Origin of the sequence: Comamonas odontotermitis (assembly GCF_020080045.1) — a bacterium.
Lineage (GTDB): Bacteria > Pseudomonadota > Gammaproteobacteria > Burkholderiales > Burkholderiaceae_C > Comamonas > Comamonas odontotermitis.
Window position 1 is genome coordinate 3,784,659 of sequence record NZ_CP083451.1, and the last position, 22,537, is coordinate 3,807,195.

Genomic DNA, 22,537 nt, shown 5'->3' on the forward strand with positions numbered 1-22,537 from the left:
ATCTCTGCGGCAAGCGCAACATGGCAGCAAGGTGGAGCGCAGCCATGGCTGCAAAACTGCAAAAGTCAGTCACCAAGGCGTCGGTGGCAGTTGAACCGAAAGTCTATAATTCTTTTATCGAACTATTGTTCTATATACGAACATTTTGGTCAATCCCCAAGGCTGCAAAAGTCACCCAGGCACCAGCGTCGCCATCGTGCCTGATGCACTTCTGTGGTCACATGGGGCCATGCGCTGCCGAACCGGATGGCAGCACGGGTTTCTACTGACAGGAGACAGCGGATGATCAACAAGATTTCGGACTCGGTGGCCGAATCGCTCAGCAAGGTCCAGGACGGCTCGACGGTGCTGATCGGCGGTTTTGGCACAGCCGGCATTCCCTCGGTACTGATCGACGGGCTGATCGCCCAGGGCGCGCGCGAGCTGACCGTGGTGAACAACAACGCGGGCAATGGCGACACGGGCCTGGCAGCCCTGCTCAAGACGGGCGCTGTGCGCAAGATCATCTGCAGCTTTCCGCGCCAGGTGGACAGCTATGTGTTTGACGGGCTGTACCGCAGCGGCAAGATCGAACTGGAAGTCGTGCCCCAGGGCAATCTGGCCGAGCGCATGCGCGCAGCAGGTGCCGGCATTGGCGCCTTTTTCTGCCCTACGGCCTACGGCACCGAGCTGGCAGCAGGCAAGGAAACGCGCGAGATCAATGGCAGGCACTACGTGCTCGAATACCCCATCTACGGCGATGTGGCCCTCATCAAGGCCGAACAAGGCGACCGTTGGGGCAATCTCACCTACCGCAAATCGGCGCGCAATTTCGGCCCGGTGATGGCGGCAGCGGCCAAGTACACCGTGGCCACCGTGCACGAGATTGTGGAGCTGGGCACGCTGGACCCGGAAGCCGTCGTCACCCCCGGCATCTATGTCAACCAGGTGATCAAGATCGACCGCGTGGCCACGCAGGCCGTCGGCATCAAACAGGCTGCCTGATCGGCCGCAGCGCAGGAGATAACACCATGAGCAGCTACCAAAAACGCACCAAGGATGAGCTGGCCGCACGTGTGGCGCAGGACATCCATGACGGCGCCTACGTCAACCTCGGCATCGGGCAGCCGACCGCGGTTGCCAACCACATTCCCAAAGACCGCGAAGTGATTCTGCAGTCGGAAAACGGCATCCTCGGCATGGGGCCCGCCCCGGCGGCTGGCGAGGAAGACTACGACCTGACCAATGCCGGCAAGCAGCCCGTGACGCTGCTGGCGGGTGGCTGCTACTTTCACCATGCCGACAGCTTTGCGATGATGCGCGGCGGCCACCTCGACATCTGCGTGCTCGGCGCTTTCCAGGTGGCCGAAAACGGCGACCTGGCCAACTGGAGCACCGGCGAGCCCGGCGCCATTCCCGCCGTGGGCGGCGCGATGGATCTGGCCATTGGTGCCAAGCAGACCTGGGTGATGATGGATCTGCTCACCAAGAAGGGCGAGAGCAAGATCGTCAAGCAATGCAGCTACCCGCTCACCGGCATCGGCTGCGTCAAGCGCATCTACACCGATGTGGCAACGATCGAAGTCACGCCCCAGGGCCTCAAGCTCATCGACACCGTGGCCGGGCTGGACAAGCCCGCGCTGGAAGAGATGATCGGCCTGCGCCTGATCTAACCACCCTTCCTTTTCATTGACACCCATTCAGGAGACCACCATGACCGACGCATTTATCTGCGATGCCATCCGCACCCCTTTTGGCCGCTACGGCGGCGCGCTCTCCGGCGTGCGCACCGATGACCTGGGCGCAGCGCCCATCAAGGCGCTGATGGAGCGCAACCCCGGTGTGGATTGGAAGGCCGTGACCGACGTGATCTACGGCTGCGCCAACCAGGCAGGTGAAGACAACCGCAACGTGGCCCACATGTCGAGCCTGCTGGCCGGCCTGCCCGTGGATGTGCCCGGCGCCACCATCAACCGCCTCTGCGGCTCGGGGCTGGACGCCATCGGCACTGCAGCCCGCGCCATCAAGGCGGGCGAAGCGCGCCTGATGATTGCAGGCGGTGTCGAATCGATGAGCCGCGCACCGTTTGTGATGCCCAAGGCGGAGTCCGCCTTCAGCCGCAGCAATGCGGTGTATGACACCACCATCGGCTGGCGCTTCATCAACAAGCAGATGAAGGCGCAGTACGGCGTGGACTCCATGCCCGAGACGGCAGAGAACGTCGCGGATGACTTCAAGATCGAACGCGAAGCGCAAGACCGCATGGCGCTTACATCGCAGCAAAAAGCCGCCGCCGCCATTGCCGCAGGCTACCTGGCCCAGGAAATCGTGAACGTCGTCCTCCCGCAGAAGAAGGGCGACCCCATCGTTGTGAGCCAGGACGAGCACCCCCGCGCCACCACAATCGAAGCGCTCGCCAAGCTCAAAGGCGTGGTGCGCGAGGGCGGCACGGTAACAGCGGGCAATGCATCGGGTGTGAACGACGGCGCCTGCGCCCTGCTGCTGGCCAACGCCGAAGCCGCCAAACAATACGGACTGACCCCCAAGGCGCGCGTGGTGGGCATGGCCACTGCCGGCGTGGCGCCGCGCATCATGGGTTTTGGCCCGGCACCTGCAGTGCGCAAGGTGCTGCAGCTCACGGGCCTGACCCTGGACCAGATGGACGTGATCGAACTGAACGAAGCCTTTGCCGCGCAAGGCCTGGCCGTGCTGCGCGATCTGGGCCTGGCCGATGACGACAAGCGCGTCAACCAGTGGGGCGGCGCGATTGCCCTGGGCCACCCGCTGGGCGCATCGGGCGCGCGCCTGGCGACCACGGCAGTCAACCAGCTGCACACGCTGGGCGGCCGCTACGCGCTGTGCACCATGTGCATTGGCGTGGGCCAGGGTATTGCGGTGATTCTGGAAAAGGTCTGAAAACCTTTCCCGGCGCACACCAGCACCTCCCTGAAGACGGCCGAAAGGCCGTTTTTTCATTACGATAATTCAACAAAAAGAAATTCCAGAGCCCTACCATCAAGCGCCAAATGCTACCAAATATATAGCAATCTACATGCTTGGGATGGCACGTGGCAGTGAAACCCCCAATTCGTTTACGGCGCAAGCCCGTTCTGCCCCAGTGTCTGCGCCATCGCCTGCTGCAGCCAGGCATGTACCTGCGCGGTACGCGCATCTTCCAGCCCGCGCGCATGGATCAGCACATAGCCGGAGCCATCTGCGCGCCAGCCCAGCGGGGCCACCAGGCTACCTGCCTGCACGGCGGCATCGGCCATGTACACCGACGCCAAGGCCACACCCAAACCGCTGATGGCGGCCTGCAGGCACAGATAGAAATGCTCCAGCACCATGCGTTGCGGCAGGTCTGCCGGGCGGTTGCCCGCCGGGCTGCCAGCCCACCAGTTGGCCCATGCCTGCGGGCGCGTGGCGGAATGGAGGGCCACGCGTGCGGCAGAAGGCTTTGCACCCGCCGAATCAGGCAATAACCAATGTTGTGCAAGCGCTGGCTGGGCCACCGGCCCCATGTATTCCGGCGCAACGGCATGCACCTGCCAATGCGGCTGCAGCGCAAAATCGTTGCGGCGCAGGGCGAGGTCGATGCCATCCCGCCCAAAATCCACCGCACCACCGCCCGCCACCAGGTGCAATTGCACGCCAGCGCACGCCGCCTGCAATTGCGGCAGACGGGGAATGAGCCAGTGCATGGCCAAGGTTGGCTCGCACGACAGCACCAGCGGACGCGTGGCTACAGGCGCGCGCACGGCATCCACAGCCTGTGCCAGGGTCTGCAGCGCCTGCGTGCAGGCCTGGTGCAGTTGCTGGCCAGCAGCGGTGAGGTGTACGCCCCGGTTGCGCCGCTCGAACAAGGCCACGCCCAACGCCTCTTCCAATTGCCGCAACTGCTTGCTGACGGCACCTTGCGTCACGTGCAAGGCGTCTGCCGCCCGCACCACAGACCCCGTGCGCGCCACTGCCTCAAAGGCCTGCAGGCTTTTCAACGGTGGAAGGCGCTCCGAATTCATTGAATTTTTCTCATCTTTCTTGCAGAGAATAAATCGATATTCTTTCTTTTATACCTCTTTCACAATGCGCCTCATCATTGAATTGAAGGAATGTATATGGAATGGCTCGCAGTGATCAGCATCACTATTTTGGCAGTCATCAGCCCCGGGCCCGATTTTGCGATGGTGACGCGCTGTAGCCTGCTGTATGGCAAGCGCATCGGCATGCTGGTGGCCTGGGGCATTGCCCTGGGGGTGCAGGTGCATGTGTGCTACAGCATGCTGGGCGTGGCTTGGCTGCTGCAGCATTCGCCCGCGTGGTTTACGGCCTTCAAGCTGGTCGGCGCAGCCTACCTGGTTTGGGTGGGCTGGCAGACTTTGCACAGCCCTGCTCTGCCCGCAGCGGTGGATGGGCCTGAAGGCAACCACAGCCCGGCGCAGACCAGTACCATGGGGCCCTGGGCAGCAGTGCGCACCGGCTTTTTCACCAATGCGCTGAACCCCAAGACCACCTTGTTTGTGGTGAGCGTCTTCTCGCAGGTGGTTCAACCGGGCGCGCCGTCATGGGTGCTGGTGGGCTACGGCCTGTTCATCTCTGTCGCGCATGGCGCGTGGTTCACGGCGGTGGCCTGTGTGCTGGCCACACCGGCGATCCGCAATCGCGTGCTGCAGAAGGCGCAATGGCTCAACCGGGGCATTGGTGCCGTCTTGATGGCCATGGGCATCGCACTGGCCTTGGCGCGCTGATACATCAGTAAAAAGAGCTTTCTGCGCAATGGCGACATGCGCAAAAAGCTCTTGTTTTGATAGCAAATGAGGCTATGCTTGCTGGATATCTGCAGCAACTGGCAAAGGGTAGCGGTGCTGCAGCAAGGTATCGAGGCCAAACTCAGCAAGCAACTGCTGCAGCCGCTCGGCCGCGCTGCGCTTTTTCTGGCCGGTGTAGCGCGCCAGAATCAACTCGTTCTTCATGCTGTGCTCCCAGCCCACCAGCTCGGTCACCGTCACCTGGTAGCCCTGGCTTTCCAGGTACAGGCAGCGCAGCACATTGGTGATTTGGCTGCCTATCTCGCGCGTGTGAATGGGGTGGCGCCACAGTTCGGCCAGCGGCGTGCGCGACAGCTGCAACGCCTTGTTCTGGCGCAGGCAGGCTGCCACCTCGGCCTGGCAGCAGGGCACCAGCACCATGGCCCGGGCCTTTTTCTCCAGGCCGAAGGCAATGGCATCGTCGGTGGCGGTATCGCAGGCATGCAGGGCGGTCACGATGTCGAAGCGCTCAGGCATGGTGTCGGCACGGGTGGAATCGGCCACCGACATGTTCAAAAACGCCATGCGCTCAAATCCCAGGTCTGCGGCCAGCTGTTGCGACGCATCAACCAGGGGGGCGCGCGTTTCAATGCCGTAAATGCGACCGCGACCCAGTTGCTTGAAGAACAGGTCGTACAGGATGAAGCCCAGGTAGGACTTGCCCGCGCCGTGGTCGGCCAGGCTCACGGCGTGCTCGTTCTGCGACAGCTCGGCCAGCAGGGGCTCGATGAATTGGTAGAGGTGGTAGACCTGCTTGAGCTTGCGGCGCGAATCCTGGTTCATCTTGCCGTCGCGCGTGAGGATGTGCAGCGCCTTGAGCAGTTCGATCGACTGCCCGGGCTTGAGACCCAGTTGCTCGGCAATGTCCTGCACCACAGGCTGCTTTTTGCCAGCGGTGTTCACGTCACGCTGGGGCTTGGTCTTTGTCATCAATCGGCTTTCTGATCGTCGGCATTGCCTGCTGCGGCATTTTTTTGCGATTCCTTGTGAGGAAAGGGGCAACGCGCACCCACACCCAGATCCAGCCAGCCTTCGAGGCCCAGTTGATCGAGCGTGTCCATGTTCTTTTCGTAGATCGACTCCGCCTCGGGAAACACTTCGACGGCCTTGTCGATGCTGTCTTCGCGCAGCAGGTGCAAGGTGGGATACGGCGAGCGGTTGGTGCAGTTGGTCACATCGTCCACGTCCGTCCCCTCGAACTGGTAGAGCGGATGGAATGACGCTACCTGCAGAATGCCGCCCAGATCCAGCTCGTCGATCATGTCGTCTGCCAGCTCCAGGAATTCGTTGAAATCCAGAAAATCGTGCAGCGCATACGGCAGGATCAGCAAGGTGGTGTCGCGCTTTTCGGGGTTGGCCTCGGCCAGGGCCTCCAGTTCGCGGTGTAGTGCCTGGGCCACGCCCTCCACGTCGTCGGCGTCGCTGACGGTGTAATGGATCTGCCCTTTGACATGCACGCCCTTGGCAAACGGGCACAGGTTGAGGCCGATCACCGCCTTCTCCAGCCAGTTCACGGTGTCGGCAATCACGACTTCGTGCATGGATGTGCCTTGCGCAGGCGTCGCGTGATCATCGGTCATGGCGGGCTTTCTGGTGGGTATTGTGTAGGTATTCGCAGACGGCGCAGACAGGCGGTGCACAGCGGCGTCGGCAGCCTGCAGGGCTTACAGGAGCGTGTCTACGCTCCCAGGGCTGCAGGGCAAGGCGGAATTGGGCACATTGTAGCGATTGCGCTTTTCTCGCCCATGGCAGTAGAGCAATCGCTCGCTTGCGCAGCGGCGCCCAACAGGCTCCGAGCCTGCACGATGGGCGGCTATCCGCCCGTTGCAAGCGCATGCCTACGCCGTCAAAACCGCTATTCCGTCAATAGCTGCTTGCCGGTCAAGCGCTCATGCTCACGCAGGGCATAGCGGTCTGTCATGCCAGCGATGAAATCGGCTACCACGCGCGCGCAGTGGGCTAGCTCCAGGCCCTGGGCCCGCGCGGCATAGCGCGGCTTCATCTCCTGGGGCCGGGCCAGGTAGATATCAAACAGCTCGCGCACCACGATCTTGGCGCGGCTGGTGGTGTCCACCACCTGGGGATGGCGGTAGAGGTTTTGAAACAGAAAGCGCTTGAGCGCTGCAGATTCCGCGCGCATGGCATCGCTGAAGCCAACGAGTGGCGGCAGCGCCCGCACCGCATCTGCGCTTGCGGGCTGCGCGGCCTGCAAAGCGGCCCCCGTGTTGCGGATCACGTCGTACACCTGCTCGCTGAGCAAGCGGCGAATGGTCTCGTACAGCCAGCGGCGCTGCCAGTTGCTCTCCTGCAGTTGCGGATGTTCGCGCACCGCTTCGTCCGCATAGCGTGCAAACAGCGGAATCTCCATCAGTTGCTCAACGGTAATGAGCCCTGATCGCACGCCATCATCCACATCATGTGCGTTGTAGGTGATCTCGTCGGCGAGGTTGGCCAGTTGCGCCTCCAGCGCGGGCTGCCCGCCCACCAGAAAGCGATGGCCTACGCCACCGGGCTCCCGCGCCTCCAGCTTGCGGGCGTTGGCGGCAGAGCAGTGCTTCAAGATACCCTCGCGCGTTTCAAAACACAGATTGAGGCCGCTGTAGCCGGGGTAGCGCTCTTCCAGATCGTCCACCACGCGCAGGCTCTGCAGGTTGTGCTCAAAACCGCCAAAGCCTGCCATGCAAGCGTTGAGTGCATCCTGCCCAGCGTGGCCAAATGGCGTGTGCCCCAGGTCGTGTGCTAGGCAAATGGCTTCGGTCAGGTCTTCGTTGATGCGCAGTGAGCGCGCAATGGAACGGCCCAGCTGAGCCACCTCGATCGAATGGGTCAGCCTTGTCCGAAACAGGTCGCCTTCGTGGTTCAGGAACACCTGGGTCTTGTAGACCAAGCGGCGAAACGCAGAGGAATGCACGATGCGGTCGCGGTCGCGCTGAAACTCGCTGCGCGTGGGCGCGGCATCCTGCGCATGGATGCGGCCCTTGCTGAGGTGCGAATAGCAGGCATACGGCGCAAGCTCGGCCTCGGTCCATACGGGAGATGAATCTACGGCCTGCATGCTCCCCTTTCCATCAACCTCGGGATGCGATCAATCGCGAGAGAAAACCGCATACCGCATCACCGCTGGCAGCTGTTTTGCAGAAAGGCGCCGTCATGCCGCGCAGCAGGTATCGATGACTTCGCGCACCAACGCATCAGGCGCCTCGCGCACCACGGCTTTGCCCGGGCCATCAATCAATACAAAGCGGATGGCGCCCGCCTGCGATTTCTTGTCCAGGCGCATCAGCTGCAGGTAGCGCCCGGCATTGTCCTGCGTATCCAGAATGGCCCCCCGTACCGGCAGCCCTGCCCTCTCGATCAAGACCCGCAGGCGCTGCACAAAAGCGGAATCCACCAGGCCAAGGCGCTGCGACAGCTCAGCGGCCATCACCATGCCGGCCCCTACGCCTTCGCCATGCAGCCACACGCCATAGCCCATGCCCGCTTCGATGGCATGGCCAAACGTATGGCCAAAGTTCAAAATGGCGCGCAGATCGGCTTCCTTCTCGTCCTTGGAGACGACGTCGGCCTTGATCTCGCAACTGCGGCGCACGGCATGGGCCAGGGCTTGCTTGTCGCGTGCCATCAGCGCATCCATGTTCGCTTCCAGCCAATCCATGAAGGCCATATCGGCGATCGGCCCATACTTGATCACTTCTGCCAGCCCGGCGCTCAGCTCGCGCGCAGGCAAGGTATCGAGCGAATCGAGATCGCACACCACCAGTTGGGGCTGGTAGAACGCACCAATCATGTTCTTGCCCAGCGGATGGTTGATGCCGGTCTTGCCCCCCACCGATGAATCCACCTGGGACAGCAACGTGGTTGGAACCTGCACAAAAGGCACTCCGCGCATGAAGCTCGCGGCAGCGAAGCCCGTCATGTCCCCCACCACGCCACCACCGAGTGCAAACAGGACCGTCTTGCGATCGGCACCGCTTTGCAGCAAGGCATCGAAAATGGCTTGCAGGGTGTGCCAGTTCTTGTGCGCTTCACCATCGGGCAACTGCAGCACCTGCACCTGCGGATAGCGGCCTGAAAGCGCGCGCTGCAGCCGCTCGGCATACAACGGTGCCACAGTTTCATTGCTGACAATCAGCGCCTGTGCCGCCTTGGGACAGGCCGCAAACGTGTCTGCCAACGACATGGCGCCACCAGCAATCACGATGGGATAGGAACGATCACCCAGATCGATATGGACAGTTTCGGTCACGGTTGATGAAGCTAATGATGGGTAACTGGTGATTATCTTATCCGGCTCCAGTCCTTTTAACAGCCTGGACTAGATGGATATCGGCCTGCCTTGCCTGGGCTCTGCAGCACGTCAGTCTGTGTGACGTCAATCCGCACTCCGTGCCGACAACATGCCTCAGCAAATCGCAGATTTATGTTGAAGCCAGAGAACCTCTCTACCAATGCGGACCCCAGGCAGGATAGGGCAATGACATGCATACCCATGTTAGCGCTCTTCGCGCAGGGCGCCACCCCATGGTATCAATCCCTTGTCACTACGACTTCGTTGCCGCCCCTGCCATGGGAACCACGCCCGCGAGCTCGGCCTGCATTGTCACTTTGCGCACCACCTGCGCGGTCGAGCAGCGCACGGTGTCAATGACGAAATGCGCTGTCTCCTCATACAAAGGCGCGCGCACCGCCAACAAATCTCGCAAGCGCTTGAGCGGATCTTCGCCCTGCAGCAACGGCCTGCTGGTGTCATTTCGCAGGCGGCGGGCAATGTCTTCAGGGCTGGATTGCAAATAGAAAACCGTAGTATTTGCATGCAACACGGCGCGGTTCTCAGCTCGCAGCACCGCTCCCCCCCCCGTTGACAGCACACAGGCTGACTGCCCACGCGCAAGATCGGCAAGAACTTCCGCTTCCGCATCCCTGAAAGCCTGCTCGCCATGCGCTGCAAAAAAATCCTTGATGGCGCAGCCCAGACGACGCTCCAACACAAGATCTGAATCCACAAACTCCACGCCCCAATTGCGGGCGAGCTGACGGCCAATTGTGGATTTTCCAGATCCCGGCAGACCAATGAACGCAATAACAGAAGACATGAAACACCAAAATGCAAGAATCGGAATTCGGGGACTATGGCATAAAACAAAGCCCCAAGCCAAGGCTTGGGGCTTTGTTTATATAAGCCTCTCTACTTGCAGTTTATGGAGTAGTGGCTGGTGTTTCGTGACAGCTAGGATCATCCAACACTGTAATGGAGACTTGGCGTGTCACTGAGTTGGTTGCATTCGACGCTGTTACAAAGAACTTCGCCATACCAACGCTCTCGCAAGTTAGGGCCCCCTTGGCGGCGATCAGCCCAGTAGTACCGGTAGCACTTGCATCCAGCCAGCCCGGCAAGCCTTGATAAGACCAATTAATCGTGCCACCACCTGATGCAGAGAATGCATAAGCATAGCCACTGCCTACGACACCAGAAGGTAATGGGCAAGCGGTATTGATTCCGCCAGAACAGCCCAAGATATCAAACGCGACAGGGGTTGCAGGCAGCTCACCCGTGATTGTCAGCTTCATTTGCTGCGTTACAGTTGCTCCAATCGAATCCGTAACGCGCACAGTGACTGTATAGCTACCGGGCTTGGCCACCCAGGGCGTGCCTTGCAACACACCAGAACTACTCAAAGTCAAACCAGTCGGTAGACCTGCAACTGCTTCAAATGTGTAAGCCGGCACCCCTCCACTAGCAGTCAACGCAGCATAGAAGGGCTGTGCATTACTGATGGTCAGACTTTCGAGTTGAGTAGCATCAAGTGCCAAAGGCGTCGTGGCAATAGCCTTTGCCACTGGCACCGCAACCAAACGCGTTATAGGCTCTTGAATCCCATTCGTCACATCATTGTCCGCTCGATCCGAGGTCAACTCTAACAGCACTGCTCCTTCAGAAGCCCCGCTTGCCAAGGAGAATTGCGCAACTCCGCCATTGGAGCGCAAACTCATCGAGGTTGCAGTCTTACCCTCAATCATCAGCCGTGCGCCAGGTGCAGCTGAACCACCACGAATACTAACCTGCACATTGGCACTGGTTCCAGCCGATACCGGTTGATTATTATCATTCCACAACTGCGCTTGCATGGCAATGCGGGTATCCAAGCCAGAAACATTACCACTCGTTCCCAAGGTTCCCGTTGACAATAGCGTTATGTCTCCTGGAGTATTGGTGCTAGCACTACCTACAACTACATTGGCGCTGGAAGTATAAATTTTTCCATCACGGGGGTCGGTGACAGAACACACTACAACAACTGTACCAGCCTTATCTTTGGCATGCAGATGGAAAGACGCGCCCCCAGAGTTAGCCCCAAGCGTGATGGAGCGATATGCCAAAGGGTTACCCTTATCATCTTCATGAGCCTTATCCCCATCCAAATAATAAAGAGAACCGGAATCCAAGCCAGAAGCGATATTACAGCCAAAGATATTCTCCCCCCCAGGAATGGCTTCACCACCCCGCTTAGCAGAAACATACATGCTGGTTGTGTATGGAGCATAAGCACCTTGACCCGCTGCATAACCATATAAATTAACTGGCAGCGATGCTTTATCAGAACGCAAGGAAATGCTGTACTGCTCTTCGGTTGCACCACTACTACCACCACCACCACCGCAAGCTGTTAATATTACAGGAATGCCCAAAAATAAAGGCCTCATTTTCAGCAAAATTTTCATTTCCATTACTCCCATTTTCAACGCATCTCACCACGATCCGAAATCATCTTCGGAGTTATAAATACCAACATTTCACGCTTTTCCGATTCGCGAACATTGTTTTTAAACAAATTACCGATAACAGGAACATCGCCAAGCAGAGGTATCTTATTCGTAGTTTGCGTTTCCTGCAACTCAAAAATACCACCAATTACTACAGTACCACCATTCTCAACCAGCACCTGAGTTTTGATATGTTTAGTATCAATAGCGGGTCCAGCAACCGTATCTGCCCCTTTAGAGTCTTTAGAAACATCCAAATCTAGAATAATATTCCCCTCAGGCGTAATTTGGGGCACAACCTCCAGCTTCAAAACTGCCTTTTTGAATTCAACTGTGGTCGCGCCATTTTGTGCTGAGTTTTGATATGGAATTTCCGTACCTTGCTCGATCAGAGCCTTGGTTTGATCTGCAGTTATCAATCGCGGACTAGAGACAATTTTACCTTTACCATCAGCCTCCAATGCCGACAACTCCAAGGACAAGAATCGATTTGCCGCAGAATTAAAAATGGAAAGAGCAAATGTCCCTGCTGTACCAGAAGCTAAGGTAGCAGCAGGTAAATTCACAAAATTACCATTCGATGTATTGGAGCCGCCCATTCCAGTCGTTCCAACTGCATTGTCATAGCTCGTACCAAAGCCTACCCGATTCCCCCCCCCAAGTGAGTACCCGCCATCCCCTCCTTTTGCCGCACGCATATCTCCCCCACCCAATCGAACACCCAAAGAGCGACCAAAAGTATCTCGTGCCTCTACAATTCGAGCCTCAATAAGCACTTGACGCACAGGAACATCCAGCGTCACCAAAAGACGCTTAAATTCCTCTAGTTTAGCAGGAATGTCCGTGATAAAGATTTGATTCGTTCGAGGCTCAGAAATTGCTGAACCTCTAGATGTTAAAAATCTACTTTGAGCTCCAGAGGTACCGCCACTTCCTGAGCTACTAGTAATTTGCTTCAACAAATCCGTCGCTTTTGCATAATTCAGCTGGAATGACTGTGTCTGCAATGGCGTTTTTTCTTCCAGCTTTGCGACCGCATCAAAATCCTTTTGAATGCGCTCGTCAATTTCATCCTTGGGAGCGATCCAAAGTACGGTTCCTGACTTGCGCATTCCTAGGCCCTTGGCATCCAGAATAATCTGGAGTGCCTGGTCCCAGGGCACATCCTTCAAACGCAATGTCAAAGATCCATTGACCGTATCTGAGGTGACGATATTGAAGTTGGTGAAATCTGCAATCACCTGCAGCAGAGAGCGGACTTCAATATTCTGGAAACTCAGCGACAGCTTTTCTCCGGTGAATGTTCCACCAGATCCCAGCTTGTTGGGATCAGACTTGCGTTGACGAACTTCAACGACAAACTGGTTGTCGCTTTGGTAGGCGCTATGCTCCCATTCGCCCGTGTTCTTCAGGTCGACATAGGTGGCATTACCGGCCTGGCGAGAGGAAATCATCCGGACAGGCGTGCCGAAATCGGATACATCCAGCTTTCGCCGCAACCCCTCGGGCAGCGTCGTGTGCTGCAACTCCAAGGTCAATCCATCCGCCATCTTGGCAATGTTCACCCCGACACGGTTGTTGGGCAGAGCGATGACCAGGCGTCCGGCACCATCGGTTCCGCGACGGAAATCAACATCAGACAGAGGCTGCGAGAACGCGTTGCCGTCAGCAGAAAATTGCTGATCCTGCTGAGTGGCCGTCACTTTCTTGGCAGCTGGCTCGATTGCAACCAGCAGGTCCTTCCCACTGACTTCTGTCTTGTAGGTGGTGCTTTCTTTCAGATTCAGTACCAGTCGCGCCTTAGTATCGGTCTCCACCACATTCAATGAGCGCAAGTTCCCCTGGTTGAGCTCGATGCGGTTGCTGGGCAGCGCACTCTTGAAGCCGGGCAGATCCAGCACGACGCGTGCAGGAGACTGGATGCTGAAGGTCTCGGGCAGTGCGAGAGGCGCGCCGTCCGTCTCGATCTTGACGAGTTCCACGCCATCACGCACGACAGTGGAGACACTGTTGATCTTGCCTTGCGCCAACACCGAGGCAGGCAACAATAGCATCGCTGCCAGCGGCAGCAAAAGAGTGAATTTTTTCATTTTTTGGCCTCCTGCAGTTCGAGGACTGCATCTCTCTCTACCCATTCACCAACGCCGTCCTGGACGATTTCACGTATGGTGATGGAGCTCTCATTGACGTTTTTGATCTTGCCGTAGTTCTGCCCCATGTACATGCCTTTGTTGACCTGATAGATCAGGCCATCCACCTTGACCAGGCCTACATCTGCACTGCCTTTTTTGAGAAAGCCCACCATGGAGATGCCATCCAGCGGAAATGACTCCAATTGCTCCTTGCGACGGACTCGCTCTGGAGCAACCAGCGCATCGGAGATCGTAGGCGGCGCACTGCCGCTACCGCGCAGCACGGCAGCCAGTCGCTCCTTGCTGAAAGGATCCAAGGTGGTCGCCGCCACATATGCCTGTGGCACAAACTCCTTGGGAGGAGCGATGGGCTTTACAGAAGGTCTGGTTGCCGCTTGTTCCTGTTGCATCCATGTGTGGAGATTGTCGCTTTCATCATCGCACGCAACGAGTAAAGACGCAGTGGCAACGCCCAAGAGAAGCTGAGTAAAACGATTCATTCCGCCCCCTTATTTCTTGGCCTTGGTCTTGGCATCCTGCTGCTCCTTGAGCTCTTGCGGATCCAGATAGCGGAAAGTACGGGCAGTAGCATCGAGCACCAGCATGTCAGAGTCCTTGTTTGCAGGTGCCAGTCCAATATTGTTCAGCGTCACGATGCGCGAGAGGTTCGCAATATCGGCAGCAAAAAAACCGATATCGTGGTATTTGCCATTCACCTTGATTGAAATTGGCAACTCTGCATAGTAATCCTTCACCACCGTTTGCCCGGGCTTGAACAGATCAAACTGCAGGCTGCGACCAATACCCGCCTGATTGATATCGGACAGGAGAGCGGCCATTTCAGCCTTGCTGGGCAACTGCTTCTCGAGCTGCGTCACATATTGCAATACCTGCTCGCGCTGCTTGCGCAATGCTTCCAGATTGACGGCCTTGCGCAAACGCGATTTGTAATCGTCCTTGAGCTGCAATTCCTTGCCTTGGGAGGCGGTCAGTTCCTCATCGAAGTTGCTCAGATACAGATACCAGCCCAGGCCCACGACCAGAGCAGCGATCATGATCAGCAGCATCCAGCGCGGGGCCGCAGGCCACAACGAAGGATCCTTGGGATCCAGATTCTGGAACTGCCGCTGCAGATTTTTGAATCCCTCTCCCAACTGCATATTCTTTTTGGTTGCCATGGCAGTCCCTATTTCTTTTGATCAGGCGAAGCATTCGCCTGTTCCATTTCACTGGAGCGGACCAGCCGGAAGCGAAGGTTAAAGCCAGATACCCGTTTCTTCTCTTTGGCATTGACCTGAGTCGTGGTACCCACAACCTCCACCAATTCAGGCTTGGAGAGCCAGGGGGTTTTGGTGGCGAGGCTGTTGAGCAATTCCGACACCCGCTCATTGGACTGTGCAATCCCTTGAATCTGTACGGTTTGCTCCTGTTGCTTGAGGCTCTCGACATAGACGCCATCGGGCAACTGCAGCACCAGTTCATTGAGCAAATGCACAGGAAGATTGCGATCCGACTGCAGGTCTTCCACCGCCTTCTGCCGTGCCTTCAGCGCAGCGATTTCGGCGTCAATCTTGGCCACATCGGCAATCTTTGCATCCAATGCCTTGATCTCGGAAGTCAGGAGCGCATTACGCTGCTCCTGCTGGTCAAGTCGATATTGGTAGAGCAGATAGATGGCACCACAGATAGCAGCACCAAACAGCGCAGCAGCCAGCATGGAGACCTGAAAGTTCTCTTTGCGCTTTTTTCGTGCAAGTTCCCGGTGGGGAAGCAGATTGATCAAAATCACGCTGCATACCTCCGCAGAGCCAGACCGCAGGCCGTCAGATAGGTGGAGAAATCCTTGTTTTTGCTGCGCGAGCGAACCGCAGCATCCATCACCATTTCTTCAAACGGGTTGGCCACGGAGGTTGCAAACCCCGTCGCGTCAATCACTGCATCGGTCAGGCCGCTGAGAACCGCTGAGCCGCCCGCCAGCAGAATGTGGTCGATTCTGTTGTGTGGCGTGCTGGTGAAGAAGAACTGCAGCGCACGGTTGATTTCCTGCCCGACGCTTTCCACAAACGGACGCAGCACCACTGTCTTGTAATCGGCAGGCAGATCGTTGTTGCGCTTTTTCTGCTCAGCCTCTTCCTGCGAAAAGCCATACTGCCGCATGATCATCTGCGTGAGTTGTCCGCCGTTGAACGATTGATCGCGCTCGTAGATCACATTGCTGTTGTGGATGATCTGCAGAAAAGAGGCGTTGCCACCAATTTCGAAGATGGCGATGAAGGCATCCTTGCCCTTGCTAGGCATATTGCTGATCAGACGGCGTGCTGCCAGCGCCGTGGCGTTCGATTCAATCTCCAGCACAGCGGGCTTGAGCCCTGCCGCTTCCGCCAGGCCCTGGCGATCCTGCACCGTTTCCTTGCGGGCAGCGGCAATCAGCACGTCCACGTCTCCCACGGAGTTGGCGGATGGCCCGATCACACAGAAGTCCAAATTCACCTCATCCAGGGAAAAAGGTATGTATTGGTTAGCTTCTGATTCAACTTGAAACTCCATTTCCAGCTCGGACAAGCCGGCGGGGAGTACGATTTTCTTCTGGATGACTGCAGAAAGGGGCAGCGCCAGCGCAGCCTGCTTGGTGCGTGTACCGCTTTTTTTGACGAGGCGGCGCAATGAATCGGCGACCTCATCAAAACGCTCAATGCCCGACTCGGTGACCCAGCCAGGCTCCAGTAGCTCTTGTGCACAGCGTTCAACCACATATTGACCGCCGCCACTCCTCCCCAGTTCAACCAACTTGATGCTCGACGCGCTCACGTCAATGCCTAACAGGCTTGGCGGCTGGCGTCGGAACATAGATCCCATTGAGACCAAGATGGACTCCTCCCTTATTTTTGCTCTATGTTGAGCTACAAAACTTAACACCCTCTATGGATGCTATCAGCAAGATAGTCGCGCAGCAAAGAACGGCGTGATCTGCATTTCAATTCGTTGTCAAAACAATACGATACAAGGTATACATTGAAATTTAGATGACATTTGGCCCAGCCTAAATCACACCTGCCTGTGCAAGCGCGGCTATGCCCCGCGTGATAGGATTTCCCGCTTATGCATGCCTATCTTGACTGTCTGACCCAATGAATCCAGACGCCCCCCTCTCGCGCCGAACCCCTGAAAAGCCCCAACCCAGGCCAAGCAGCCTGGGCAGCAAGGTGCTCAAGTTCTTTGGCGGCCTGATTGCATTGTTCATTGCTCTGGCAATCGCTGCGGTCGCTGTCGTTGCTGTCGGCCTGGCCATGGCCTACCCCAATCTGCCCGATGTTTCGGAACTGGCCGACTACCGCCCCAAACTCCCCATGCGAGTCTACTCGTCAGAAGGAGCGTTGCTGGGCGAATTCGGTGAAGAACGTCGAAATTTGACACCCATCAAGGAAATTCCGAAGATCATGGTCGATGCCGTTCTTGCCATTGAAGACACGCGCTTCTTTGAGCACAACGGCGTCGACTACAAGGGCATGGCCCGGGCCCTGCTGGCCAATCTCGGAAGGGAAAAGGCCCAGGGCGCGTCCACCATCACCATGCAGGTGGCGCGCAATGTGTATCTGTCTTCAGAAAAGACCTATACCCGCAAGATCTATGAAATCCTGCTGACCCTGAAGCTGGAGCACACGCTCTCCAAGAACCAGATTCTGGAAATCTACATGAACCAGATCTACCTGGGCAACCGCGCCTATGGTTTCTCGGCAGCATCAGAGACGTATTTCGGCAAGCCGCTCAAGGACGTGACCGTGGCCGAAGCGGCCATGCTGGCCGGCCTGCCCAAGGCGCCATCGGCCTACAACCCGATCAGCAACCCCAGGCGTGCCAAGGTGCGCCAACTCTACATCATCGACCGGATGGAAGAAAACGGCTTCATCACCAAGGCGCAGGCCGACGAAGCCCGTGCCGAGAAGCTGCGCATCCGCTCCAGCTACGCCGACAACAAGGTGCATGCCGAATATGTGGCCGAAATGGCGCGCCAGCTGATCTTTGCGCAGTACGGCAGCGAAGCCTACACACGTGGCCTGAACGTCTACACCACCTTGATCGCCAGCGACCAGGAAGTGGCCTACGATGCGCTGCGCAAGGGCATCATGGACTACGAAAAGCGCCAGCACTACCGGGGGCCCGAGAAGTTCATCAACCTGCCCAAGACCCAGCAGGAGCGCGACGACGCCATCGACGAAGCCCTGGCCCAGCACCCGGACAACGGCAACATTCTGGCTGCCGTGGTGTTAGAGGCAACGCCGCGCAAAGTGGTGGTGACCCGTGCCGACGGCGACCCGATCGAGATTACGGGCGAAGGCCTCAAACCCGTGCAGTCCGGGCTGAGCGACAAGGCGCCACCCAACACCAAGCTGCGCCCTGGCGCCGTGGTGCGCATCATGGAAACCAGCAAAAAGACCTGGGAACTGACCCAGCTGCCCGAGGTGGAAGGCGCCTTTGTTTCGCTGGATCCGAACTCCGGCGCCATCAAGGCCCTGGTGGGAGGTTTTGACTTTGACAAGAACAAGTTCAACCATGTCACCCAGGCCTGGCGCCAGCCCGGCTCCAGCTTCAAGCCGTTCATCTATTCCGCCGCGCTGGAAAAAGGGTTTTCTCCGACCACGGTGATCAACGACGCACCGCTCACCTTCCCCGGCTCGGGCGGACAGCAACCCTGGGAGCCCAAGAACTCTGACGGCCGTTTCGATGGGCCGATGACCATGCGCCAGGCCCTGGCCCGCTCCAAGAACCTGGTGACCATCCGCGTCATGCAATCCGTGGGCGCCAAGAAGGCGCAGGAATGGGTCACCAAGTTTGGCTTTGATGCCGACAAGCACCCGCCCTATCTGCCCATGGCTCTGGGCGCGGGCGCTGTCACCCCCATGCAGATGGCGGCAGGTTATTCGGTATTTGCCAATGGCGGGCACCGCGTCAATCCGTACCTGATTGCCAAGATCACCGACCACCGGGGCAACGTGCTGTCTGAGTTCACACCTCCGGCGGTAGAGGACCTGCCCCGCGCCATCGATGCACGCAACGCCTTTGTCATGGATTCGCTGCTGCAGGACGTGGCACGCTACGGCACCGCCGCCAAGGCACAGGCCCAGCTCAAGCGCCCGGACATCTACGGCAAGACCGGCACCACCAATGACTCGGTCGACGCCTGGTTTGCAGGCTTCCAGCCCACCACGGCAGCGGTCGTATGGATGGGCTACGACAACCCGCGCAGCCTGGGCGCGCGTGAATTCGGCGGCGGCCTGAGCCTGCCCATCTGGATCAACTACATGCAGCATGCACTCAAAGGCGTGCCCGTGGCCCAGATGCAGCCGCCCAGCGGCCTGGTCAACCAGGGTGGCGACTGGTACTACGAGGAATATGCGCGCGGCGGCCCGAACCTGGGCCTGGATACCCCGATACCGGGTGCGACTTCGCCCGTGCCGGCGCCCAATGCGGAAGAGCGCAACAAGATCCTCGATCTGTTCCGAGACTAGAGATTCTCATGCCGACAAACACAAGCCCCGCATCGCGGGGCTTGTTTCATGGCGCTATCGATTTTGCAGCTATAGGCACAACCCCATCAAGCGCCAAACACCAGCTTCATGGCAGATTGTGCAGTCGCATCGCGCGTCAGGTCGGCATAGAAGTCATTGCCGGTCTTCGTATCTTTCCACAGCTTGCCATCCCATTTGTAGTGATAACCGCCCGATTTGGCCGCCATCCATACCTCATGCAAGGGCGGCTGCAGGTTGATGATGATCTGGCTGCGGTTGGAAAAGGTCAGCGTCACCATACCCCCTACGCGCTGGGCGTCGATGTCAGCGTCGGTGTCGTCATTGATGCGGTCGCACGTCTGCTCCACGGAGAGCAACAGCTTTTCGGCAGCATCCAGGTATTCGAGTTCGTTCATTACAATGTCTCTATGCGGAGTATTTCTCAAATTGTATGCAAGGCCATTGTCCTTGCCGGCGGTGCGGCAGTCCTGGCGGCCTGCGGCCAAAAGGGCCCACTGTACCTGCCCCAGGAGCCTGCGGCAGCCAACCGCGCCACCCTGCCCCAAACCCTCGATCCGCGCGGAGAGACTCCCGAGCCCGATCTCAAGCCTCTGCAGCCCAACATCAGTAATCAAAAATAATAGCGCGCTGGGCCTGAAAAATGGGTGCTGTCGCCGCGCGCGGCTTCCAACCAGCAGGCAATTCAACCGCTTGGCCGTTACTTGATTCACATCAAGTCTCGCTCGCCCTGCATTCGCTACAGTGCAACGCGTTGTAACGAATGCATGGAAAAGAGATGGCGCTGGCACCTGTGGAACTGTACCGGGACGAGCACCACGCTTGTCTGATGTTCACCGATCTGGTGGAGGAAGATGCGCAGGCCGTACAAGCCAACCAATTCCTGATCGTGGACCATGGCACCGGTGCCATCATCGATCCAGGTGGCAATCTGGCCTTCAACGAGCTGTACATGGGCATGGTGCGCTATTTTTCGCCCCACAAGCTCTCGTACCTGATTGCCTCGCATGCCGATCCGGACATCATCGCTTCGCTGGACCGCTGGCTCACCTCCACCAAGGCGTCGCTGGTCATCTCCCGCGTGTGGGAACGCTTCGTTCCGCACTTCACCAAGGTGGGCAAGACGGAAAACCGTGTCATTCCGGTGCAGGATGCCGGCGGCATTCTGCCCCTGGGCCAAAGCCAGCTGCATATCCTGCCCGCACACTTTCTGCATGCAGAGGGCAATTTTCACTTCTACGACCCGATCAGCCGCATTCTGTTCACCGGCGACCTGGGCGTCTCGCTGACTGACGGCTACATTGCCCGCACGCCGGTGACGGATCTCGCACCGCACATTGCGCGCATGGAAGGCTTTCACCGCCGCTACATGGTCTCTAACAAGGTGCTGCGCCTGTGGGTGGCCATGGCGCGCCAGCTGGAGATTTCTCTGATCGTGCCGCAACATGGCGCCCCCATCATGGGACAGGCGATTGCACAGTTTTTTGACTGGCTGGATCACCTCATGTGCGGTATCGACCTGATGGACAACCAAAGCTATACCCTGCCCCGCGCACCGATCTCGCCACAACCGGTAGCAGCGGCGCGTTAAGCCGTCAGCGCACTGCGGCCCGCAAGCGCCTGCGCTGTACCGCCCACGCCACGCGCGCCATCAGCAGTGCAGCCAGTATGCTGCCGTATACCCACACGTCGCCAAAATGGTTTTTGCCCGCGCGCATCCACCAAAAATGCAGCACGCCCAGGATGGCGACGGCATAGACCGCGCGGTGCAGCTTCTGCCAGCGCCGGCCGCCCAGGCGTCGCACCAGGGCAGGGAGGGAGGTGACCGCCAGCACCAGCAAAACCAGCCACGCCAGGGTGCCCACCAGAATGAAGGGCCGCTTGGGCAGATCGGCAACGATGCCTGCCCAGTCCAGCCCCATGTCGAACACCACATAGGCCAGCCAGTGCAGCGTGGCATAAAAGAAGGTGTAGAGGCCCAGCATGCGGCGGTATGCCGCCAGTTGCGGCCAATGCAGCCACTGGCGCAGCGGCGTTACAGCCAATGCCACGCACAGAAAGCGCAACGCCCAGTCTCCCAGAGATCGCAGCAGTGCCTCGGCGGGGTTGGCCCCCAGTCCGTCCGTGGCGGCCAGATAGAACAGCCAGGCTGCAGGCAGCCAGCACAGCAGGTGCAGGGCCGTGCGAATGGCGGCCTTTGCAGCGGAAGATGACATCATTTGCTATGAATAAAGGAGTTGCAGCGCTTGCTGGATAATCCCTGGCGGCCAGTTTTCTCAGAAATTCTTCTTCAGATCCATACCCGCGTACAACGCTCCCACCTGCGCCTCGTAGCCATTGAACAGCAAGGTCTTGTGCCGCTTGGCAAACAGGCCGCCCTCGCCAATGCGGCGCTCGGTCTCCTGGCTCCAGCGCGGGTGCGGCACGCCCGGGTTCACATTGGAGTAAAAGCCGTACTCGTTGCGTGCCGCCTTGTTCCAGGCAGTGCCCGGCTCCTTTTCGGTCAGACGGATGGTGACAATGCTCTTGGCGCTCTTGAAACCGTACTTCCAGGGCACCACCAGGCGCAGCGGCGCGCCGTTCTGCTTGGGCAGTTCGTTGCCATACATGCCAAAAGCCAGCAAAGCAAGCGGGTGCATGGCCTCGTCCAGACGCAGGCCCTCGGTATAGGGCCAGTCCAGCACACGGCTTTTGAGGCCCGGCATCTGCTTGTCATCTGCCAGGGTGACGAACTCCACATACTTGGCGCTGCCTTGCGGCTCCACCTGCGCCAGCAGCTTGGACAGCGAATAGCCAATCCACGGAATCACCATGGACCAACCCTCGACGCACCGCAGGCGGTAAATACGCTCTTCCATGGGGCTGAGCTTGAGCAGCTCTTCAATGCCAAAAGTCCTGGGCTTGTTCACCAGGCCTTCGACCTTCACCGTCCAGGGGCGTGTCTTGAGGCTTGGGGCATTGCGCGCCGGGTCTTCCTTCTCCAGACCGAACTCATAGTAATTGTTGTAGCTGCGCGCGTCGGTATAGGGAGTGAGGGGCTCCATGGTCATCGCCCCTGCAACGGTGGATTTGACCGATGTCATCTGCGCCAGCCCTTCCACCGCCTTGCCTTGTGCCCAGACGGCACTGCCAGTTGCTGCCATCCCACCCGCTGCGGCCAGGCGCAGCCACTGGCGGCGCTGCAGGTACAGACTCTGCGAAGTGATTTCGCTGCTGTTCGGGTGGATAAAGCCGCTATCGTTGTCTTGTATCAGCATGGCGAATTCCTCAAAACGGTAGGCATTGGAGTTTGCCAAGAATACAAAAATTCCCCGCTCTGCACCCTGAAAATAAA

The 22,537-nt window shown here is 58.4% G+C and carries 23 protein-coding genes; 8 read left to right on the top strand and 15 right to left on the bottom strand.

From position 1 onward, the window contains the following. Positions 1-44: 44 nt before the first annotated feature. Genes LAD35_RS17490 through pcaF form a run of 4 tightly spaced genes read left to right on the top strand, consistent with a single transcriptional unit; the run spans position 45 to position 2,895 of the window. Positions 45-269, top strand: coding sequence for a hypothetical protein (locus tag LAD35_RS17490; RefSeq protein ID WP_224150233.1), 225 nt, complete (start codon positions 45-47; stop codon positions 267-269). Between the two features lie 13 nt (positions 270-282). Continuing rightward, complete coding sequence (locus tag LAD35_RS17495; RefSeq protein WP_224150234.1) at positions 283-984, top strand: 3-oxoacid CoA-transferase subunit A; 702 nt, start codon at positions 283-285, stop codon at positions 982-984. A gap of 26 nt (positions 985-1,010) precedes the next feature. Further along, positions 1,011-1,652, top strand: a complete 642-nt coding sequence (locus tag LAD35_RS17500; protein ID WP_184706993.1) for a 3-oxoacid CoA-transferase subunit B — start codon at positions 1,011-1,013, stop codon at positions 1,650-1,652. A 40-nt stretch (positions 1,653-1,692) separates the two neighbouring features. After that, positions 1,693-2,895 (top strand): 3-oxoadipyl-CoA thiolase, encoded by a 1,203-nt coding sequence (gene pcaF, locus LAD35_RS17505; protein WP_224150235.1) that lies wholly within the window; start codon positions 1,693-1,695, stop codon positions 2,893-2,895. Between the two features lie 176 nt (positions 2,896-3,071). Here pcaF and LAD35_RS17510 read toward each other — a convergent pair whose 3' ends face one another. Then, a complete protein-coding gene (locus tag LAD35_RS17510; protein ID WP_224150236.1) occupies positions 3,072-3,998 on the bottom strand; it encodes a LysR family transcriptional regulator in 927 nt (308 codons plus the stop codon). 96 nt (positions 3,999-4,094) lie between these two features. Here LAD35_RS17510 and LAD35_RS17515 point away from each other — a divergent pair, with 96 nt between their 5' ends. Further along, the gene (locus tag LAD35_RS17515) at positions 4,095-4,724 is read left to right on the top strand and encodes a LysE family translocator (protein ID WP_377779695.1); all 630 of its coding nucleotides are present in this window, start codon (positions 4,095-4,097) and stop codon (positions 4,722-4,724) included. Positions 4,725-4,796: 72 nt separating this feature from the next. Here the strand turns inward: LAD35_RS17515 and LAD35_RS17520 are convergent, their stop codons facing one another. From LAD35_RS17520 to LAD35_RS17570, 11 genes are all read right to left on the bottom strand, one after another. Then, positions 4,797-5,714, bottom strand: a complete 918-nt coding sequence (locus tag LAD35_RS17520) for a class I SAM-dependent methyltransferase (protein ID WP_224150238.1) — start codon at positions 5,712-5,714, stop codon at positions 4,797-4,799. Continuing rightward, on the bottom strand, positions 5,714-6,364 hold the full coding sequence (locus tag LAD35_RS17525; protein ID WP_224150239.1) for a DUF1415 domain-containing protein: 651 nt from the start codon (positions 6,362-6,364) through the stop codon (positions 5,714-5,716). The genes LAD35_RS17520 and LAD35_RS17525 overlap by 1 nt, the downstream gene beginning before the upstream one ends. Positions 6,365-6,639: 275 nt before the next feature. Next, the gene (locus tag LAD35_RS17530; RefSeq protein WP_224150240.1) at positions 6,640-7,839 is read right to left on the bottom strand and encodes a deoxyguanosinetriphosphate triphosphohydrolase; all 1,200 of its coding nucleotides are present in this window, start codon (positions 7,837-7,839) and stop codon (positions 6,640-6,642) included. A 93-nt stretch (positions 7,840-7,932) separates the two neighbouring features. After that, positions 7,933-9,030: a 3-dehydroquinate synthase gene (gene aroB, locus LAD35_RS17535; RefSeq protein ID WP_224150241.1), complete on the bottom strand. Its 1,098-nt coding sequence runs from the start codon at positions 9,028-9,030 to the stop codon at positions 7,933-7,935. A gap of 295 nt (positions 9,031-9,325) precedes the next feature. Further along, positions 9,326-9,877, bottom strand: coding sequence for a shikimate kinase (locus LAD35_RS17540; RefSeq protein ID WP_224150242.1), 552 nt, complete (start codon positions 9,875-9,877; stop codon positions 9,326-9,328). A gap of 103 nt (positions 9,878-9,980) precedes the next feature. After that, positions 9,981-11,510 (bottom strand): Ig domain-containing protein, encoded by a 1,530-nt coding sequence (locus tag LAD35_RS17545; RefSeq protein WP_224150243.1) that lies wholly within the window; start codon positions 11,508-11,510, stop codon positions 9,981-9,983. Between the two features lie 11 nt (positions 11,511-11,521). Further along, positions 11,522-13,600, bottom strand: a complete 2,079-nt coding sequence (gene pilQ / locus LAD35_RS17550) for a type IV pilus secretin PilQ (protein WP_224152768.1) — start codon at positions 13,598-13,600, stop codon at positions 11,522-11,524. Positions 13,601-13,632: 32 nt separating this feature from the next. Further along, positions 13,633-14,178: a pilus assembly protein PilP gene (locus LAD35_RS17555; protein WP_224150244.1), complete on the bottom strand. Its 546-nt coding sequence runs from the start codon at positions 14,176-14,178 to the stop codon at positions 13,633-13,635. Positions 14,179-14,187: 9 nt separating this feature from the next. After that, complete coding sequence (gene pilO, locus LAD35_RS17560; RefSeq protein WP_224150245.1) at positions 14,188-14,856, bottom strand: type IV pilus inner membrane component PilO; 669 nt, start codon at positions 14,854-14,856, stop codon at positions 14,188-14,190. A gap of 8 nt (positions 14,857-14,864) precedes the next feature. After that, positions 14,865-15,467 carry a PilN domain-containing protein gene (locus tag LAD35_RS17565; protein WP_224150246.1) on the bottom strand — a complete coding sequence of 201 codons (603 nt, stop codon included), beginning with the start codon at positions 15,465-15,467 and terminating at the stop codon, positions 14,865-14,867. Continuing rightward, entirely contained in the window at positions 15,464-16,543 is a 1,080-nt protein-coding gene (locus LAD35_RS17570; protein WP_224152770.1) for a pilus assembly protein PilM, read from the bottom strand. Before LAD35_RS17570 ends, LAD35_RS17565 begins: the two co-directional genes overlap by 4 nt. 263 nt (positions 16,544-16,806) lie before the next feature. Between LAD35_RS17570 and LAD35_RS17575 the strand changes: the two genes are divergently transcribed. Further along, positions 16,807-19,185: a penicillin-binding protein 1A gene (locus tag LAD35_RS17575; protein WP_224150247.1), complete on the top strand. Its 2,379-nt coding sequence runs from the start codon at positions 16,807-16,809 to the stop codon at positions 19,183-19,185. 86 nt (positions 19,186-19,271) lie between these two features. Here the strand turns inward: LAD35_RS17575 and cyaY are convergent, their stop codons facing one another. Next, positions 19,272-19,601 (bottom strand): iron donor protein CyaY, encoded by a 330-nt coding sequence (gene cyaY / locus LAD35_RS17580; protein WP_224150248.1) that lies wholly within the window; start codon positions 19,599-19,601, stop codon positions 19,272-19,274. A 12-nt stretch (positions 19,602-19,613) separates the two neighbouring features. Here cyaY and lptM point away from each other — a divergent pair, with 12 nt between their 5' ends. Together lptM and LAD35_RS17590 are read left to right on the top strand one after the other, a co-directional pair. Next, the gene (gene lptM, locus LAD35_RS17585; protein WP_224150249.1) at positions 19,614-19,826 is read left to right on the top strand and encodes an LPS translocon maturation chaperone LptM; all 213 of its coding nucleotides are present in this window, start codon (positions 19,614-19,616) and stop codon (positions 19,824-19,826) included. A 155-nt stretch (positions 19,827-19,981) separates the two neighbouring features. Continuing rightward, complete coding sequence (locus LAD35_RS17590; RefSeq protein ID WP_224150250.1) at positions 19,982-20,794, top strand: oxygen-binding di-iron domain-containing protein; 813 nt, start codon at positions 19,982-19,984, stop codon at positions 20,792-20,794. A gap of 4 nt (positions 20,795-20,798) precedes the next feature. Here LAD35_RS17590 and LAD35_RS17595 read toward each other — a convergent pair whose 3' ends face one another. Together LAD35_RS17595 and msrP are read right to left on the bottom strand one after the other, a co-directional pair. After that, a complete protein-coding gene (locus LAD35_RS17595) occupies positions 20,799-21,419 on the bottom strand; it encodes a protein-methionine-sulfoxide reductase heme-binding subunit MsrQ (protein ID WP_224152772.1) in 621 nt (206 codons plus the stop codon). A 60-nt stretch (positions 21,420-21,479) separates the two neighbouring features. Continuing rightward, positions 21,480-22,460, bottom strand: coding sequence for a protein-methionine-sulfoxide reductase catalytic subunit MsrP (gene msrP, locus LAD35_RS17600; protein ID WP_224150251.1), 981 nt, complete (start codon positions 22,458-22,460; stop codon positions 21,480-21,482). Positions 22,461-22,537 lie beyond the last annotated feature (77 nt).

What these genes read in the sequence shown, in the direction of transcription:
- cyaY (WP_224150248.1), bottom strand. Translation starts at nt 19,601, where the DNA reads ATGAACGAACTCGAATACCTGGATGCTGCCGAAAAGCTGTTGCTCTCC.
- LAD35_RS17510 (WP_224150236.1), bottom strand. Translation starts at nt 3,998, where the DNA reads ATGAATTCGGAGCGCCTTCCACCGTTGAAAAGCCTGCAGGCCTTTGAG.
- msrP (WP_224150251.1), bottom strand. Translation starts at nt 22,460, where the DNA reads ATGCTGATACAAGACAACGATAGCGGCTTTATCCACCCGAACAGCAGC.
- LAD35_RS17545 (WP_224150243.1), bottom strand. Translation starts at nt 11,510, where the DNA reads ATGGAAATGAAAATTTTGCTGAAAATGAGGCCTTTATTTTTGGGCATT.
- pilQ (WP_224152768.1), bottom strand. Translation starts at nt 13,600, where the DNA reads ATGCTATTGTTGCCTGCCTCGGTGTTGGCGCAAGGCAAGATCAACAGT.
- LAD35_RS17500 (WP_184706993.1), top strand. Translation starts at nt 1,011, where the DNA reads ATGAGCAGCTACCAAAAACGCACCAAGGATGAGCTGGCCGCACGTGTG.
- lptM (WP_224150249.1), top strand. Translation starts at nt 19,614, where the DNA reads ATGCGGAGTATTTCTCAAATTGTATGCAAGGCCATTGTCCTTGCCGGC.
- LAD35_RS17575 (WP_224150247.1), top strand. Translation starts at nt 16,807, where the DNA reads ATGAATCCAGACGCCCCCCTCTCGCGCCGAACCCCTGAAAAGCCCCAA.
- pcaF (WP_224150235.1), top strand. Translation starts at nt 1,693, where the DNA reads ATGACCGACGCATTTATCTGCGATGCCATCCGCACCCCTTTTGGCCGC.
- LAD35_RS17555 (WP_224150244.1), bottom strand. Translation starts at nt 14,178, where the DNA reads ATGAATCGTTTTACTCAGCTTCTCTTGGGCGTTGCCACTGCGTCTTTA.
- pilO (WP_224150245.1), bottom strand. Translation starts at nt 14,856, where the DNA reads ATGGCAACCAAAAAGAATATGCAGTTGGGAGAGGGATTCAAAAATCTG.
- LAD35_RS17590 (WP_224150250.1), top strand. Translation starts at nt 19,982, where the DNA reads ATGGCGCTGGCACCTGTGGAACTGTACCGGGACGAGCACCACGCTTGT.
- LAD35_RS17595 (WP_224152772.1), bottom strand. Translation starts at nt 21,419, where the DNA reads ATGTCATCTTCCGCTGCAAAGGCCGCCATTCGCACGGCCCTGCACCTG.
- LAD35_RS17515 (WP_377779695.1), top strand. Translation starts at nt 4,095, where the DNA reads ATGGAATGGCTCGCAGTGATCAGCATCACTATTTTGGCAGTCATCAGC.
- LAD35_RS17495 (WP_224150234.1), top strand. Translation starts at nt 283, where the DNA reads ATGATCAACAAGATTTCGGACTCGGTGGCCGAATCGCTCAGCAAGGTC.
- LAD35_RS17520 (WP_224150238.1), bottom strand. Translation starts at nt 5,714, where the DNA reads ATGACAAAGACCAAGCCCCAGCGTGACGTGAACACCGCTGGCAAAAAG.
- LAD35_RS17525 (WP_224150239.1), bottom strand. Translation starts at nt 6,364, where the DNA reads ATGACCGATGATCACGCGACGCCTGCGCAAGGCACATCCATGCACGAA.
- LAD35_RS17540 (WP_224150242.1), bottom strand. Translation starts at nt 9,877, where the DNA reads ATGTCTTCTGTTATTGCGTTCATTGGTCTGCCGGGATCTGGAAAATCC.
- LAD35_RS17530 (WP_224150240.1), bottom strand. Translation starts at nt 7,839, where the DNA reads ATGCAGGCCGTAGATTCATCTCCCGTATGGACCGAGGCCGAGCTTGCG.
- LAD35_RS17490 (WP_224150233.1), top strand. Translation starts at nt 45, where the DNA reads ATGGCTGCAAAACTGCAAAAGTCAGTCACCAAGGCGTCGGTGGCAGTT.